13 protein-coding genes are annotated in these 16,981 nt (G+C 33.3%); 4 read left to right on the forward strand and 9 right to left on the reverse strand.

All coding sequences use genetic code 11. From position 1 onward, the window contains the following. The 4 genes from dnaA to gyrB are packed head-to-tail and all read left to right on the forward strand — an operon-like array spanning position 1 to position 6,048. Complete coding sequence (dnaA, locus tag RAM17_RS00005; RefSeq protein ID WP_110447017.1) at positions 1-1,359, forward strand: chromosomal replication initiator protein DnaA; 1,359 nt, start codon at positions 1-3, stop codon at positions 1,357-1,359. Between the two features lie 15 nt (positions 1,360-1,374). Continuing rightward, positions 1,375-2,478: a DNA polymerase III subunit beta gene (gene dnaN, locus RAM17_RS00010; protein WP_110447016.1), complete on the forward strand. Its 1,104-nt coding sequence runs from the start codon at positions 1,375-1,377 to the stop codon at positions 2,476-2,478. 45 nt (positions 2,479-2,523) lie between these two features. Beyond that, positions 2,524-3,594, forward strand: coding sequence for a DNA replication/repair protein RecF (gene recF / locus RAM17_RS00015; RefSeq protein ID WP_110447015.1), 1,071 nt, complete (start codon positions 2,524-2,526; stop codon positions 3,592-3,594). Between the two features lie 42 nt (positions 3,595-3,636). Continuing rightward, positions 3,637-6,048, forward strand: a complete 2,412-nt coding sequence (gene gyrB / locus RAM17_RS00020; protein ID WP_110447014.1) for a DNA topoisomerase (ATP-hydrolyzing) subunit B — start codon at positions 3,637-3,639, stop codon at positions 6,046-6,048. A 133-nt stretch (positions 6,049-6,181) separates the two neighbouring features. Here gyrB and RAM17_RS00025 read toward each other — a convergent pair whose 3' ends face one another. The 9 genes from RAM17_RS00025 to RAM17_RS00065 all read right to left on the reverse strand — a co-directional run bounded on the left by RAM17_RS00025 (position 6,182) and on the right by RAM17_RS00065 (position 16,865). After that, a complete protein-coding gene (locus RAM17_RS00025) occupies positions 6,182-7,666 on the reverse strand; it encodes a VWA domain-containing protein (RefSeq protein ID WP_110447013.1) in 1,485 nt (494 codons plus the stop codon). 102 nt (positions 7,667-7,768) lie between these two features. Continuing rightward, entirely contained in the window at positions 7,769-9,136 is a 1,368-nt protein-coding gene (locus RAM17_RS00030; protein WP_110447012.1) for a VWA domain-containing protein, read from the reverse strand. Between the two features lie 7 nt (positions 9,137-9,143). Then, complete coding sequence (locus RAM17_RS00035; protein WP_110447011.1) at positions 9,144-9,635, reverse strand: hypothetical protein; 492 nt, start codon at positions 9,633-9,635, stop codon at positions 9,144-9,146. 2 nt (positions 9,636-9,637) lie between these two features. Continuing rightward, the gene (locus RAM17_RS00040) at positions 9,638-10,327 is read right to left on the reverse strand and encodes a hypothetical protein (protein ID WP_086361445.1); all 690 of its coding nucleotides are present in this window, start codon (positions 10,325-10,327) and stop codon (positions 9,638-9,640) included. A 2-nt stretch (positions 10,328-10,329) separates the two neighbouring features. Next, a complete protein-coding gene (locus tag RAM17_RS00045) occupies positions 10,330-11,934 on the reverse strand; it encodes an SUMF1/EgtB/PvdO family nonheme iron enzyme (protein ID WP_306240312.1) in 1,605 nt (534 codons plus the stop codon). Beyond that, positions 11,891-13,114, reverse strand: coding sequence for an ABC transporter permease (locus RAM17_RS00050; RefSeq protein ID WP_110447009.1), 1,224 nt, complete (start codon positions 13,112-13,114; stop codon positions 11,891-11,893). The genes RAM17_RS00045 and RAM17_RS00050 overlap by 44 nt, the downstream gene beginning before the upstream one ends. Positions 13,115-13,117: 3 nt before the next feature. Further along, complete coding sequence (locus RAM17_RS00055) at positions 13,118-13,834, reverse strand: ABC transporter ATP-binding protein (RefSeq protein ID WP_110447008.1); 717 nt, start codon at positions 13,832-13,834, stop codon at positions 13,118-13,120. 3 nt (positions 13,835-13,837) lie between these two features. Further along, the gene (locus RAM17_RS00060) at positions 13,838-15,799 is read right to left on the reverse strand and encodes a vWA domain-containing protein (RefSeq protein WP_086359269.1); all 1,962 of its coding nucleotides are present in this window, start codon (positions 15,797-15,799) and stop codon (positions 13,838-13,840) included. Between the two features lie 13 nt (positions 15,800-15,812). Further along, a complete protein-coding gene (locus RAM17_RS00065) occupies positions 15,813-16,865 on the reverse strand; it encodes a hypothetical protein (protein WP_110447007.1) in 1,053 nt (350 codons plus the stop codon). Positions 16,866-16,981 lie beyond the last annotated feature (116 nt).

A 16,981-nucleotide genomic window follows, 5' to 3' on the forward strand; every position in this document is an offset into this window, starting at 1 on the left:
GTGTCTACTGCGATTTGGCAAGATTGTCTTTCTCAATTACAAGAAGCTCTTCCAACAACAGAATTCAACTTATGGATTCGCCCTTTGCAAGCAGAAATGATTGAGAATAAACTTTATATTTATGCACCTAATAGGTTTGTATTAGATTGGGTCAAAAATAAATATTTAACGACTATTTCACAGTTATTGAACACACTTTTAGGTAATGATTCATTAAAATTATACCTTGAAGTCGGCTCCACTCTATCGGTAGAAAAAAAATCTGAAGTTAACCAATCTAAATCTGATGTTGTTCCAGCTTGGAAAACAACTAAAGAAAGCAATAGTAACCATACTTACTATTCAGGGATTAATCATAAACATACGTTTAATAGTTTTGTTGAAGGTAAATCTAACCAACTAGCTGTAGCAGCTGCAAAACAAGTAGCGGAAAATCCAGGAAAAGCTTATAACCCGTTATTTTTATATGGTTCAACCGGTTTAGGTAAAACCCATTTATTACATGCAGTTGGTAATGGGATTATGGCTGGTAAAGCAAATGCCAAAGTGGTTTATATGCACTCAGAACGTTTTGTGCAAGACATGGTAAAAGCACTACAAAATAATGCTATTGAAGAATTCAAAAATTATTATCGTTCTGTTGATGCTCTACTTATTGACGATATACAATTTTTTGCTAATAAAGAACGATCTCAAGAAGAGTTTTTTCATACCTTCAACTCGTTATTAGAAGGTAATCAACAAATTATCTTAACGTCTGATCGTTATCCAAAAGAAATTAATGGCGTTGAAGATCGTTTAAAATCAAGATTTGGTTGGGGTTTAACCATTGCTATCGAACCACCGGAGCTGGAAACTCGAGTTGCAATTCTAATGAAAAAAGCAGAAGAAAATAATATAAAACTACCTGAAGAGGTAGCATTTTTTATTGCTAAACGCTTACGTTCAAATGTACGTGAATTAGAAGGAGCATTGAATCGAGTGATTGCCAATGCCAATTTTACAGGTAAATCTATCACTATTGATTTTGTGAAAGATGCTTTGAAAGATTTACTTGCCTTGCAAGAAAAATTGATTACTATTGAAAATATTCAAAAAACGGTTGCTGAATATTATAAAATCAAAGTTTCTGATTTATTATCAAAACGTCGCTCCCGTTCAGTTGCAAGACCAAGACAGGTCGCGATGGCGTTAGCAAAAGAGTTGACGAATAAGAGCCTTCCAGAGATTGGAGATGGTTTCGGCGGTAGAGATCACACAACTGTATTACATGCATGCCGAAAAATTGCCGAATTAAAAGAAGAAAGCAATGATATTAAAGAGGATTATTCCAATTTAATTAGAACATTATCAACTTAAAAAAGAATTAACACTATGAAATTTATTATAGATCGTGAAAAACTTATTAAGCCCTTACAGCTTGTTAGCGCACCATTAAGCAGTCGCCCTACTTTACCTATTTTAGGTAATTTATTATTACAAGTCATCGATAATACTCTATCAATGACCGGAACCGATTTAGAGATTGAGATGATATCTCATCTTCCTTTAACCGAATCTTGTGAGCCAGGAGCAACAACAGTTCCGGCAAGAAAGTTCCTCGATATTTGCCGAAATCTGCCAAGTAATGCCCAAATTTCGATAAGCGTTGACGATAATCGATTAATCATTCAATCTGGGCGTAGTAAATTTTCCTTAGCCACATTACCGGCTACAGATTTTCCTAATTTAGAAAATTGGCAAAGTGATGTTGATCTATCTATACCACAAAAGACAATCAAACGACTTATTGATGCAGTCCAATTTTCAATGGCTAATCAAGATGTCAGATATTATTTAAATGGTATGCTATTTGAGATCGAAGATGGATTATTAAAAACCGTTGCGACAGATGGTCACCGTTTAGCTGTGTGTGCTCAACCCGTAGGTCAAAATATCTCAGAATCCTGTTCAGTTATTTTACCTAGAAAAGGGGTAATAGAACTCGCTAAACTGGTTAGTGACAACGATGAACTGGTAAATATGCAGATTGGTAATAATAATTTGCGTGTTAATCTTGGTGATTTTACCTTTACCTCAAAACTTATTGATGGAAGATTTCCTGATTATAAACGAGTAATGCCGCGTAATCCGGATAAACCACTTGAAGTTTCATGCGAAGAACTTAGAAATGCGTTATCACGAGTAGCAATTCTTTCAAACGAAAAATTCCGCGGTATAAGATTATATGTACATAATAACCAAATAAAAATCACAGCAAATAATCCTGAACAAGAAGAAGCGGAAGAAGTGATTGATGTGAAATATGAGTCACAAGAGCTTGAAATTGGCTTTAATGTGACTTATTTATTAGATATATTAAACACACTAAAATGTGATAGTGTACAACTATTATTAACGGATGCAACATCTAGTGTGCAAATTGAAGATATCAATAACCAATCGGCTACTTATGTTGTTATGCCAATGCGTTTATAATAACTCTCTATCAAACTTCCGGCTTCGGCCGGAAACTTTACCAACATGACTCTTTCACAAATCAAAATCCATAATTTTCGCAACATTGATTATGCTGAATTATCATTATCAAATCATTTCAACTATATAGTTGGTGATAATGGTAGTGGAAAAACTAGTCTACTTGAGGCTATTTATATGCTCGGCCATGGCCGTGCATTTAGACATATTCAATCGAATAGAATCATACAACATGAAAAGCCTCAGTTAGTTTTATTCAGCCAAATAGAATCATCGCAACAAATTCGTACAATAGGATTATCAAAAACAAGAAATAATGATAATACGATAAAAATTGACGGTGATGAGGGATTTCGATTAACTGACTTAGCTAAACTATTACCTATTCAACTAATTACTCCAGAAGGATTTGATTTACTTACTGGTGGTCCAAAATATCGTCGATCGTTTATAGACTGGGGATGTTTTCACCATTACCCAGAATTTGTATCACTATGGAATAATTTAAAACGGTTATTTAAACAAAGAAATGCATTATTAAAACAATCGTCTAACTATAATCAATTATTACCTTGGGATAAAGAACTAACACCAATTGCCGAAAAAATCAGTCAAATTAGAGCTGATTATAGTCAAAATATATTTCCGCAAATTATAGAAACTTGTCGGCATTTTTTACCCGAGTATCAACTTAATTGCCAATATTATCAAGGCTGGGAATATGGGATGAATTATTCTGATATTTTATATAAACAATTTGAGAGAGATAAATTCATTAACTATACCTCATTAGGCCCACATAAAGCCGATATAAAATTACGTATAGATAATATTCCAGTAGAAGATCTACTATCTCGTGGGCAACTAAAATTACTTATGTGTGCATTACGTTTATCACAAGGGGAATATTTTTCAGAAAAAACTGGATTATCATGTATTTATTTAATAGATGACTTTGCTTCTGAACTTGATCAAAATAAACGTAATCTATTAGCTAAACGATTAAAATCAGCCAAATCTCAAGTTTTTATTACCGCGGTTAATCAAGAGCAAATTACCCATATGATCGATGAAAATGATAAGATTTTTCACATAAAATCTGGTATAATTTCTTAAATATATAGAATGATATAAATAATTAAACAAGTCGAGAAATCCATGTCTAACTCTTATGATTCTTCAAGCATTAAAGTACTTAAAGGACTTGATGCGGTTCGAAAACGTCCAGGAATGTATATTGGTGATACTGATGATGGTACAGGCCTTCATCATATGGTTTTTGAAGTGGTAGATAATGCCATTGACGAAGCATTAGCGGGTTATTGTCACCATATTGAAGTTACTATCCATCCTGATAATTCTGTTTCAGTACGAGATGATGGTCGAGGAATACCTACCGGCATCCATGAAGAAGAAGGTATTTCTGCTGCAGAAGTTATTATGACCGTTTTACATGCTGGTGGTAAATTTGATGATAACTCATATAAAGTTTCTGGTGGCTTACATGGTGTTGGTGTCTCGGTTGTAAATGCATTATCGGATAAATTAGAATTAGTTATTTACCGTGAAGGTAAAATTCATAAACAGACTTATCATTTAGGCGTACCAGAAGAACCGCTAAAAGTGATTGGTGAAACAACCGAATCTGGTACTTATGTTCGCTTCTGGCCAAGCCCAGAAACTTTTTCTAATATCGAGTTTGTCTACGATCATTTAGCTAAAAGATTACGTGAATTATCATTTTTAAATTCTGGTGTTTCAATAAAACTTACAGATGAACGAACAGGTAAAAGTGAACACTACCATTATGAAGGTGGTATTCAAGCATTTGTTGAATATTTAAATAAAAATAAAAATCCAATCCATCCGAAGATTTTTTATTTTAGTACTGAGAAAGATAATATTGGTGTCGAAGTTGCTTTACAATGGAACGACGGCTATCAAGAAAATATCTATTGTTTTACCAATAATATTCCTCAACGTGATGGTGGTACCCACTTGGCCGGCTTCCGTGGAGCGATGACGCGTACATTAAATAACTACATGGAAGCTGAAGGATATAGCAAAAAAGCTAAAATCAGTGCCACTGGTGATGATGCACGTGAAGGACTAATTGCAGTAGTATCAGTAAAAGTACCAGATCCTAAATTTTCATCACAAACCAAAGATAAATTAGTTTCGTCTGAAGTAAAATCAGCAGTTGAATCAGTGATGGGTGAAAAATTAGCCGAGTATTTACTGGAAAATCCATCGGATGCCAAAATTGTGGTTGGCAAAATTATTGATGCAGCTAGAGCTCGCGAAGCAGCACGAAAAGCGCGCGAAATGACACGCCGTAAGGGGGCTTTAGATTTAGGTGGCTTACCAGGTAAACTAGCTGACTGTCAGGAAAAAGACCCTGCATTATCAGAACTTTACTTAGTGGAAGGGGACTCTGCGGGTGGTTCTGCAAAACAGGGCCGTAACCGTAGGAATCAAGCAATTTTACCGTTAAAAGGTAAAATCCTTAATGTTGAAAAAGCCCGTTTTGACAAAATGCTTTCGTCTCAAGAAGTTGCAACTTTAATTACTGCTTTAGGTTGTGGTATTGGTCGTGATGAATATAATCCAGATAAAATGCGTTATCACAGCATTATCATCATGACTGATGCGGATGTGGATGGTTCACATATTAGAACTTTATTGTTAACCTTCTTCTACCGTCAGATGCCTGAAATTATTGAACGAGGTTATGTTTATATTGCACAACCACCACTTTATAAAGTTAAAAAAGGCAAACAAGAACAATATATTAAAGATGATGATGCAATGACTCAATTCCAAATTGCTCTAGCTTTGGAAGATGCATCACTACATGTTAATGATCATGCCCCTGCTTTAGCCGGTGAAGCTTTAGAAAAATTAATTGCTGAATACCAAAAAGTTGAAAAACTAATTACTAAAATGGAACGTCGCTATCCTCGAGCATTGTTATCAGAATTAGTCTATCAAGAAGTATTAGATGAAGATATTTTAAAAGACCAACAAAAATCTGAATACTGGGCAAAATCAATTGTTGAAAAATTATCAAATAAAGAACAACACGGCAGTAGCTACCATTATAGTGCGGATTACAATGAAAAAGCAGAGTTATATATACCTGTAATCAAAGTAAGAACACATGGAGTTGATACCAGTTATGCTTTAGATCAAGTATTTATTCATAGTAATGAATATCGAAATATTTGCCATTTAGGCTCACAATTGAAAGATTTACTTGAAGAAAGTGCATTTATACAACGAGGCGAACGAAAACAACCAGTGAGCTCATTTGAAGAGGCTGTTGATTGGTTAATTCGAGAATCTCGCCGTGGATTAACAATCCAACGTTATAAAGGTTTAGGAGAAATGAACCCCGAACAATTATGGGAAACAACCATGGATCCAACCAGTCGTCGTATGTTGCAAGTTACCATTAAAGATGCAATTGAAGCAGATCAATTGTTTACCACATTGATGGGAGATGAAGTCGAACCTCGCCGACTATTTATTGAGGAAAATGCATTAAAAGCAGCTAACTTAGACTTCTAATAACAATTGTTTAATAAATAAAAAAACCAGACATTTTGTCTGTTTTTTTTATTTATTAATTATTTTTCTTAAAGATAGCTATTGAGTAAAATCTAGTACTAATCATTTGGTATTATCAATTTTATTTATCTGTTTACTGACAAACAGGACGATTAATTTTTAAATCAGATACCGCTTTATTCATCTGTCTAATCATATCCTTAGGACTTTGTGCGATATAAACTTTGCCTCGAGTAGCATTAGCTACACAATCTATTTTATGTTCACCCGCTATATCAACGATATTTATCTTGAGTCGAGGTTTTTGAGCTGCAATATAATTAGCTAGAGTACAAATATTACTTCTTGTGCAGTTATCATCGCCATCACTAATTATAAGGATATAATCATCTCGTTTTACACCATCAAGCATTTTACTTGCTTTCTCTAATCCACTATAAAGTGGTGTACCTCCGCCACCAGCTGCACTTGGTGTTAATCGATTAATTTTACTTTTTAAAGCGCCTCTGCCGGAATAATTATAAAATGGTGTTGTATCTGCCGCTGAACAACTATTTAATGCCACTAATGCTATATTAATATTTTGTTGAATTTTATCGATACTAGTCAATGCTACTTTTTTACTGGTTGATAAACGAGTCGGTAGTCGAGACATCCTTTTTTCATACGCAATTCTTTCTGATGCAGGCATATAGCTAGGGTAGCCATGGGTTAAATAATTAAAATATTGCTGAACTTGTGAAGGAGGCTCTGCTAATGTTACCGTCATTGATAAAGAATTATCAAAGATCAACGCCATCTTGGATGGATTAGAGTTTTTTACCAATTCTTCCTTAGTAATACAATTTGGTGGATTTTTTACTTTTGGCGCTGGTTTAGGTTCTGATTTGCTAACCGACTCTGGTGTTGGGTCAGGTACAACTACAGGTTGTGGCTCTGAAACCTGTGGTTCTGGTTTTAATTCAGGTTTAGGTTTAATGACAAGTTCTGGTTGTTTTGCAAATTCAACGGTTAGTTCCGTTTTTTTCGGTTCAATTGGTTGTGTAATCGCTGGTTCGACGATTGGTTCCACCTTGCTAGTCTTTTTGAAAGGATTAAAAAAGAACCATATCAAACCTAAAATTAATAATAAAAGTAAAACTAAAATTAAGGTATACCACCATCGCCAAAAACTTTTTGGTGCGACAATTGGCGGTTCAGGTAATACAATTGGCTCAAAAGTATCAATAATAACTGGTTCATTATTAATTACATAAATTTGATTATTTGGATTTTTAATTCTTGATAACCATGAAGACACTAAAGCTTTTTGTTGATGATCTAAGGGAATTAATTTGACTGTAGTCTCAATATCATTGATTCGAGTATGTAAGGCGTCTTCAATTACTGCTTTTTGCGACGAGTCACTTATATCATTAAGCAATACAGGTTGGCCTTCAAGATCAGTATACCAGGCAATATATTGGTTGTTTTCTATTAATCTTGATGAAGCAAAAATTGAAAATGTTCTTGCGGTCAAATGAGGTTTAAGTATTGAAAGTAAAGAATTATACTGTTCCAGTAACTGCATCTTGTCTATGTTACTATGATCAAAAGCAATACGAGTTATTCTTTGCATCTCTCAACTTATTCCTTGTTACTTAAAAAGTCTTTATAAAAGTCTATTAGTTAGCTAAATATTTAATTTATAAATTGTCAATTAAATCAAAATTATTATATCTTATTTACAAATAGGTTTACTAATATTCATATCTGAAACGGCATTACTCATTTGTTTAATAAGCTCGGTTGGATTTTGAGCTATATAAACGTTACCACCAGTGCTTTTTGCTACACAATCTATTTTATGCTGTCCGGCAATATCAACAATATTAATTTTTAAACGAGGTTGCGCTGTGGCTATTTCATTAGCAAGAGTACATATATTACTTTTAGTACAATTATCCTCACCATCACTAATAATTAATATATAATCATCACGATTAATACCATCAAGCATTTTACTTGCCTGTTTAACACCACTATATAATGGCGTCGCACTATTATATTCTAATGGCTGCAACCGTTTAATTTTACTTTTTAATTTTTCTCTATCTTCATAAGGATAGAATGATGTAGTTTGCGCAGCCGGACAACTTGTTAACGTGACAAGAGAAATATCTATATTTTGCTGTATTTTATCAATACTGGTTAATGCTACTTCTTTACTACTTGATAAACGATTAGGTAATCTGGTCATTTTTCTTTCATAAGCTTCGGCTTCTTTTTCTGTCATCGAATAAAAATTACTTTTTAAATATTTATCGATACTTTCTTGTGATTCCATCAAGGTTAAAGTCATTGAGGCTGAATTATCAAATATCATCACCATTTTAGAAGCCGATATCTTATTAGTAGCTTCTTCTTTAGTTATACAATTCTTAACTTCTGTTACAGTTTCGTTTTTTGGTTCTAAAACATTAGTTTGTTCAACTACTGGGGTTGATTCAACTCTATTTTTCTCTGTATTTTGTGCCATTATTGATGGAGAATCTGATGCTTTTTCTTTGCCATAAGGACAAAAAAAGAACCAAATAAAACCAAGCAATATAATTAAAAACAGTGCGAGTAATAAAAAATACCACCAACGCCAAAATGATTTTGATGTTGGTGGTATTGCTGTAGGTTCAGGTAAAATCGGAGCTTTAAATGAATTAACAATAACAGGTTCATCATTAATTACATAAATGGTATTTCCTGAGTTTTTTATTCTCGGTAACCATGCAGATATTAAAGCTTGTTCCTCTCTTGTCAATGACATTGATTTGATTACGAGTTCAAGGTCATTAATTCGTGTATTCAGCGTTTTTTCTATCTGTTTTTTATGTTCTTCATTTTCAATATCATTGAGTAAAATAGGTTGACCTTCTAAATTACTATACCAACCAATATATTGATTATTATCAATTAACTTTGGCTGACCTAAAATTGAAAATGTTCGCTCAGTTAAATTATTCTTTAGCAATACTAACAAAGAATTATATTCTTTTAACAAAGAAATCTTATCCGATTCACCCTGATCAAATATAACTCTTGTTATACGTTGCATGGCTAAATTATTTACCTAAATTTAAAGCTTTTTGTAGCTGTTGAAGTTTTTTATTTAACTTATCTAATTCAACTTGTTTTTCAAGTTCAGATGAATTGGAATTGTTAACTTTCTTCAACTGTTGCTCAATATCATTAACTTGTGCTTGTAAATCATCACGATTTTTAGCCTTTTGTTTTACTTCATTAGTTAATTGAGTCAATTCTTTTTTTAACTTTTGCAACTGTGCTTGCTTTTGTTTAACACTTGATGAAGTCGAATTTTTTTGTCTTTCAATCGTTGCATAAATTTCTCTGAATTGTGCATTAGCTCGTTTTTCATTCTCTAAAATTTGCTCTTTTTTATCAATACGAGCTTGATAGTTACCTGAATAATTGCAACTAATTTTATCCATAATACCTATGTTAGTATTAGTGGGGTCACATTGTTCTGGCGTTGTCGAACACCCAGTTATAAGTAACAATGGACTAAGTAAAAATAGAACAGATATCTTTTTCATAATTAGCTTACCCTTACAGCTGAACGTTGTTGAGTAACAAGATTAATTTGTTTTTCAAGTACCGCAATTTGTTTATGTAACTGATTAATTTCTTTATCAAGTTTTGACACATTTACACCCGATTGTCGTTCTTGTGATGAAATTGAAACCCAATCATTTTCAACTTTTTTCATGCGAGATAATTTATCTTTCAAATAAGCAATATTGGCGTCTATTTGAGTCAGATCTTTTTGGGCCTGTGTTTTAGTAACGGATTGAGAATTAATTTGTTTATTTAATGATTTTAATGTTGCCAAGTTTTTATCTAAAACAGCTTTTGCACTTTCAGTCACTGCTTGGACTTCATAAGTATTTTGCTGAACATCTTGAATATAAACATCAAGTCGCATTTCAGCATCAGCATATTCAGCTCGTTTATTATCAAGATAATAATTGGCCCCCATCATTACACCACAACCAACCGCCGCTGAAGCAAGACATGTGCCAGTTTTACCGCCCAATAATACACAACCAATACCACCGATACCAGCCCCTATAGCACAAGACTGCCATGCTGATTTACTAAAAAATTTGGCACTATTACTTTTGCTTAAAGCTGGATCAACATCTTTTGAACTTGCACCACCTGATGCTTGGCAACCTGATAGAATCAGTGAGATACACAAGGTCATTGTTACTATTAATTTATTCATTATTACTTTCCTTTTATTTCATTACACGTCTCAAGCCAATTTGCTCGATTGATCTTCCCGGATTCAATATATTTATTAATATGTTTGAAATAGAGTTTTAAGTAATCGCTCATGTTGGCTTTACCACTATTTTCAAGTATAAATTGCGTAGGCTTAGATTGATTGTTAATGGTATCCTTCTCATAATTTGTTGCAGTATTTACAATAGTATCTGAATAATATTTTAATATAAAATCACGGGAATTTTTAGATTCATTTAGGACATTTTTTAAATCATTTAGCTTCACTTTGGAACACATATTATCTTCATTCAATGTTTCTATTTCATTTGGATCACATACCTCATTAGTCATTATTTCATATAAATTATTGTTATATTCAAATTTAGCATTTAAATCGGAAACATTAGCACATAAAAAAGCACCTAATTGTAAAGCTGATTGAATAGAGCGATCTCTCTGTTCATCACGAGCTTGATTAGCGCTACGTAAAAGAGAATTAAGTTGATTTAATTCTTTTTTAGTTTTTTCATCATCGACTTGCTTGGTAATTTTTTCCAGCTCGCTAACCACATTATCATCTTTTGAAAGACCCGCTTGGTTACCCAGTTCATTCCATTCTTTGTCCAGTTCTTTTACTAGATCATTCGACTGCATAACTTCAGTTGTATAAACTAACCGAAATCCAACATCTTTGCTTCTATAAGCACTTTGAAGATCATAGTAAGGTTTTTCTATTTTGAATGCAGTAGTTATCGATGCTTCTGGCGTTAAATAACTTCCACCGCGAACAGTCATACCTCCTTGCTGACCATGATAACGATCTAGTTTATTCATGCGAAATGAATCGAACATCATTTCATTCGCATTACCCAAAATGTCGTAAAGACCAAGCGGATTAGCATCTAACCGACCAATAAGTTGCAGTTTACCATTGGCTGATTTTGCACCAGAAAACCAAGCATAATTTTCTAAACTATTCACCATAGGAAATTTTGATTCACGGAATTCTGATTCGCTAACTTTAGAACCACCTCTTGCCGCATATTCCCATTCAGTATTAGTTGGTAGACGAACATACCCTTTGGGTAAGTCTTTTGATCTATTTTTTGCTTGTTCAATTAGCCAACGATTATATTTATCAGTAAAAGCTACAGCATCAAACCAACTGATATCAGTAATAGGAAAAGCAAGATTAGTTTTGGCTGTTGGGCAATTATCATTCATAACTGATTGATACTGAAGAGCGGTAATTTCATATTTACCAATAAGATAATATCTTTCTGCACCATCATCAGAAAAACTACCTGAGATATAATTAGGTGTTGCATACTCAGCGAAACCAAGTTCTTTTTGGTTATTACCTAAAACAATTTTAACATCATCCAATGGTTTACGTGTTGGTGTAAAAACTTTTCTCATCACCAAACTACCTTCACACGGCATAGGCAGAATAACATCATCATTGGCCGGTTTAGGATTATAAAATTTACTATCCCATGACTGAGCATATCCCATACTAGGAATAAAACCGAAAATAATCCCCAAAAAAATAGGCTTAAACTTACGCTTCACGTAGGCTTTCGGCTGGTTGAATACTGATAGCACCTCGTCCTCCTATCGCAACAACAACAAATGATATTAATAGTGTTAATATAAATGCGATAATGAAATGATAAAATTGTAATTGACTAACGATTGGTTGTGAAACTAAATTTTTACCTAAAACCAGATTAAATGCACAATTTCCTAATAAAAATAGCAAACATGATACGATAAAAGCTAAAAAGCTTAACGTCATTGCTTGTATCAGTAAATAGAACATAACTTGCTTAGACTTAAATCCTATAAGCCTCATAAAAGCAATATCTTTACGTTTTCGCTCGATATTAGATAAAAATGAGCCACTGAAAGATAATATACATCCAAAAATTGCGGTAATAGCAATCACACTAAAAATAAAACCTAAGACTCGATCAATAGCTTGCATATTTTCAATCGCATTAGCCTGAGTTCGCGTTTCTATATTTTTTTCACGCAATTTAAATGCTAAAGGAGCAACATTATCAAGCGAATTAGCATAAATTCGCGCTCTTGCAAATGAGTTAGGGTAGGAAGAATCAGTTAAACCTGTTCCGGTTAGAAAAATTTCACTTTGATAACCATCATAAAAATGTTCCATTTCAATTAAAAGATCTAAGCTTATAAAACCTGCTGCACGACTATAATATACTTCAGGAATGATACCTATAACCTCTAATTCAGTTCTTCCTTTTTCCAATTTACCATCTAGTTGTCTAGTAATAACCATTTTTATTCGGCTACCAATTGCTGCTTGCATTTTCTCGGCCGCCAAAGAACTCAATAGAATTTGATTTTTATGAGGAAGATAAGGCATATCTTGAGTTATTGGATCACCTTTAGCGGTCGGAATAACTTCAGCATTATTAACAAAATGACTTGAATCATTAAGCAAATCAGCTTGTGTATTCAAAGAACGAGTAAGAGGAATAACAAATGCCGTCTCAGGTTGCTTTGCAATCCAATCGAACATCTGTTGATCAAGTTGTAGATTACCAACAATTTTTATCTCTAAATTTTGTGGATCATTAAGTAATTGATGGCGTAGCTGAGCGACAACACCATACTTCAAACTAAATAATAGCAACAATGGTGTAATGACTGATATTATAGATGCGATAATACAAAATGATACTTTCTTATCATAACATAAATCGGCTAATGATAACCGAATAATAAATCGCCATTTTGAGGTTACATTATCCATCTTCTATACCTTACTTGATAACGGTAAAAATTCTGATGATTGTGTAGAAGTTAATTTTGCCGATAAAGTAAACAATCCTTTATTTTCAATTTTCTGCCAATCATGAGTGACAATCATAGCCGCAATATTATCTTGCTGGGCTTGCTCTATAATTAGATCAAATAATAAATTAGCATTATAAGGATCAAGTGCGGAAGTTGGTTCATCAGCTAACAGTAACGCAGGTCTATGAATAATCGAACGAATGAAAGATGCTCGTTGTCTTTCACCTATTGATAACTGTTTAGGATATTTATTCAACAAATGACCTATATTCAATTTATCAATTAAGTAATCAAATCTGGTTGGTTCAATATTTTTTTGTAATAACTTCGCTGATAATAAAATATTATCTTTAATATTTAAAAAAGGTAATAATCCACCCGTTTGTAACATAAATCCCAAATATTTTGCGCGTATAGTCGCTAATTCATTTACATCATTGCGTTGAATCACATCAGCAATATCGTAATTTTGATTATCAACTATAAGATGATAATGGCTAATTTCATCAGGTTGAAGAATCATACCAATCATTTCGAGTAAAGTACTTTTACCACAACCACTATCACCTTTAATGACAACAACTTGACCGGCTTTAACCGAAAGCTCTGGTAGGCAAACTTTAAAAAAAGATTTGCCTATCGGTCTGGAAATTACCAGATTATTAATAGTTAACATTTTTTATGGCAACATTTCTAATGGTACAGGATAGACATTTTCGCGCGGATCACTACCTTCAGATAATGAAATCCAACGATCAACATCAGCATTACATTTTTGATAATAACGAACTTTACTATTTAGATTACGGATAAACTTTTCTTGTTCAATTCCACTCATACTCTTCCATGTTTCTTGATCAAGACCAGTTACATCACTTTTATAAGGAATATTATCTAAATACTCGCCAAGTAAACCTAAATCAGCAATCTTAGTGACAGAATCTGATTTTAATTTATTTGGATCTTGTCCCATTGCAGCAGCAACAGAACGTAGTTGTGAAAACATATCATCAGCTGAAATTAATCCATCATTAGCTGCATTAGCTATCTTAGTCACAATATCACTCAAATCACTTAATTGCGATTTAGTTAACAAAATTCGTGGTTCCGCAGTTGGAATAGTCGGTTTAACAAAATCTTTATCAGCAATCCATGCTTTAAAAACAGTTGGCGCTTTAGTTCCTTTAGTATCACCTAGATAAGCTAATTGCATCGCCTTACTCAATAGTAAAGCATCTTTTAACATATCGGCATCATCATCTTTAGCATTAAGCGCATTACCAACTGATGATTCCCCTTTATAAGCTAATTTAACTTGTTCTGATAAAGCTTGTGCTAATGAATCGACTTTCTTTCCAAATTCATTAACATCACCAGCATTAACGGGATAATACAATGATTTATGAATAAAATCGTTATAAGTCAAATCAGAATATTGGGCAGCTGCTACTTGATGATCCTTTTCACCACTCGGTGTTTTTAAATGTAAAGCATAAATTGCAACTCCTTTATGCTGTGCTTCAAGTCGCAACTGGGCTGCATCCATTCCGGTACTTGAAAGTTTATCATCACCTGGAATAGCACTTGCATCGGTAATCAAAATCATATATCGAGCACCAAAGCTATTCCAATTAATATCATTTAATGCTTGAGATACACCTGCATAAGAGTCCTCAGCAAAATAAGCGGTGGATACAGATGCTTGTTTGAGTGAAGCACTTAATTTTTTAAAATCATCTTTATTTTTTACTTTATTTGGATCTGCAAAAACTTTACTGACAAATTCTAATTTATCTGAGGCTTTTAAACTTGAGCGAAACGAAATCAAACCAAATTTAACCTGATCTTGTAAATGTTCTTTTTCAATATGTTGATAAACTCTTTCCACTGCTTCCTTGGTTCTAGAAATATAAGGATCCATTGAAATAGTTGAATCGATAACAAATACAATAGCTGCCTTAAATGGGGCAACTTGATTAGTATTATCATCAGCAGACTGATTAGTCGACTTGTTATTATTTTTAACAACTGTTTCTTGTTTACTAACCGAAGCAACCTCTAAAATTCTTTCATAAAAGCCTTGGCCATTCATTACCTCTTCCCCCTGTAAGATAGGTAATAAATAGAAATTACTTTTAAAATCAATAAATTCTTTAGGTTCTTGTGCCACCACTTGTGGTGTGGTTTTATTTTCTTTTAGTGCATCACGAATAGGTTTTATTAATGTTTCTGGTTTATCAGCATCAACAATTGCTGATAAAGAGTCTCTATCTTTGAAAAATAATAAAGGATCACGTTCAACAGGATTAGTAAAAACTAAAGTCAGTTGCATATTCCAAGCAACAGCACAGGAATTATTAATCCAACCAACAGTTTTGCCATATGAATCAGGCCCCACATTCAACCATTCTTGATTATTTTCATTTTTCCGTTCATACACATAATAACGAGAAAAGGCAGGTACTGATTGACCAGTAGCATCATTAATATTTTTTTTTAACTCACAAGTTGGTGTACTCAAGACTCGCTGATAAAGCGTTGTTTTACCGGCTTGCTTTAATGGTTCTAAAGCCGAACTAACCAAAGGTAAGCAAGTCAGGCTAAATCCGAAAATCAATGTTGAAATTACTGTTTTTTTCATAGCTGCACCTTAATTATTTTTGTAATTCAGCTAACCGTTCTTTAGCCAACTCGTTATTTGGATCATTATTTAATGACGTTTCATACCAATAAATTGCCGTTTCTTTATCTGCCTTGAAGCACTGGTTATCTTGATAAAACTTCACATCGTATTCTTTCGCATAAAGTAAGGCCACTTTGGCATTCAATAAAGATTGATTGGCATATAAACGTTGTGCGATATTACATTTATTAGCTTGTTTAGCCTGATTTATGACATCAATTACTGCACCAGCATCTGGTTTACTCTGTAAACATTGTTGAATAAAAGATAAATCATCAGTTGTTGCATTAGCAATATTACATTGACTATTACTTTGAGTTAGAGAAGTTAAAGGATTTTTATCTTGAGAAAATAAAAAATACCATACTGCAAAGCCAATCCCAGCTAAAGTCAGTAGAATGACAAAAATGATAATAATCAACCCTAATTTACTTTTTGCTTTAGTGGGTTGTGAAGCTGACACCTCTTGTTGTGTTATCGTTGGTGTTGGCGTTACCTCTATTTCAGATTCCATTTCAGGTTCTACTATTACCTCATTTTCCATCCCAATTGTTTGTTCTTCGGTTTCAGGTTCTACAGGCTGAGAATCATCAGATTCAACAAGATTAGAAGCTACTTTATCCGACTCAAAGGTATTTTGCTTAGTCTCATCAGATATTGATAATTGGGTATTTAAAGCAGACGAAGGGAATACTGTTTCAGCAATATTTACCACCCCTCTATCAATATAGCTTTGATTCTGTTTATCACGAATTTCAGCAAGAAATCTAACACTATTTTCTTGAGATAACAGAGAATCAACTAGCCATTCATCAACGAGACCACTTAATTGCTCATTCTCGACAGACATGCTAGTTACAGTATGCCAATTTTTTTCTGGTCCCCATTGATTAAGACCGGACAAATAATAACCATCTTGGTTACGTTGAATAAGTATATCAATATCTGCACTACCACTCCATTTTTGCGCCAAAAACTTAGCAACACCCGGTTTATCGCCTTCTAATTCAATTCTTAATGCCATGATATCCTCTATTTCATCACTATGATTGTATTAATATTATTTTATGGATATTTCATATATGTAAGGTAGTTTTAAAAACCACCTTATTGTTATTAATAATTATTAAATTGTTGTTA

This window comes from Gilliamella apis (assembly GCF_030758615.1).
Lineage (GTDB): Bacteria > Pseudomonadota > Gammaproteobacteria > Enterobacterales > Orbaceae > Gilliamella > Gilliamella apis_A.

Bases quoted from the DNA above. Each gene is read 5' to 3' on its own strand.
- recF (WP_110447015.1), top strand. From the start codon at position 2,524: ATGACTCTTTCACAAATCAAAATCCATAATTTTCGCAACATTGATTAT.
- gyrB (WP_110447014.1), top strand. From the start codon at position 3,637: ATGTCTAACTCTTATGATTCTTCAAGCATTAAAGTACTTAAAGGACTT.
- dnaN (WP_110447016.1), top strand. From the start codon at position 1,375: ATGAAATTTATTATAGATCGTGAAAAACTTATTAAGCCCTTACAGCTT.
- RAM17_RS00035 (WP_110447011.1), bottom strand. From the start codon at position 9,635: ATGAAAAAGATATCTGTTCTATTTTTACTTAGTCCATTGTTACTTATA.
- RAM17_RS00060 (WP_086359269.1), bottom strand. From the start codon at position 15,799: ATGAAAAAAACAGTAATTTCAACATTGATTTTCGGATTTAGCCTGACT.
- RAM17_RS00025 (WP_110447013.1), bottom strand. From the start codon at position 7,666: ATGCAAAGAATAACTCGTATTGCTTTTGATCATAGTAACATAGACAAG.
- RAM17_RS00050 (WP_110447009.1), bottom strand. From the start codon at position 13,114: ATGGATAATGTAACCTCAAAATGGCGATTTATTATTCGGTTATCATTA.
- RAM17_RS00065 (WP_110447007.1), bottom strand. From the start codon at position 16,865: ATGGCATTAAGAATTGAATTAGAAGGCGATAAACCGGGTGTTGCTAAG.
- RAM17_RS00030 (WP_110447012.1), bottom strand. From the start codon at position 9,136: ATGCAACGTATAACAAGAGTTATATTTGATCAGGGTGAATCGGATAAG.
- RAM17_RS00055 (WP_110447008.1), bottom strand. From the start codon at position 13,834: ATGTTAACTATTAATAATCTGGTAATTTCCAGACCGATAGGCAAATCT.
- RAM17_RS00040 (WP_086361445.1), bottom strand. From the start codon at position 10,327: ATGAATAAATTAATAGTAACAATGACCTTGTGTATCTCACTGATTCTA.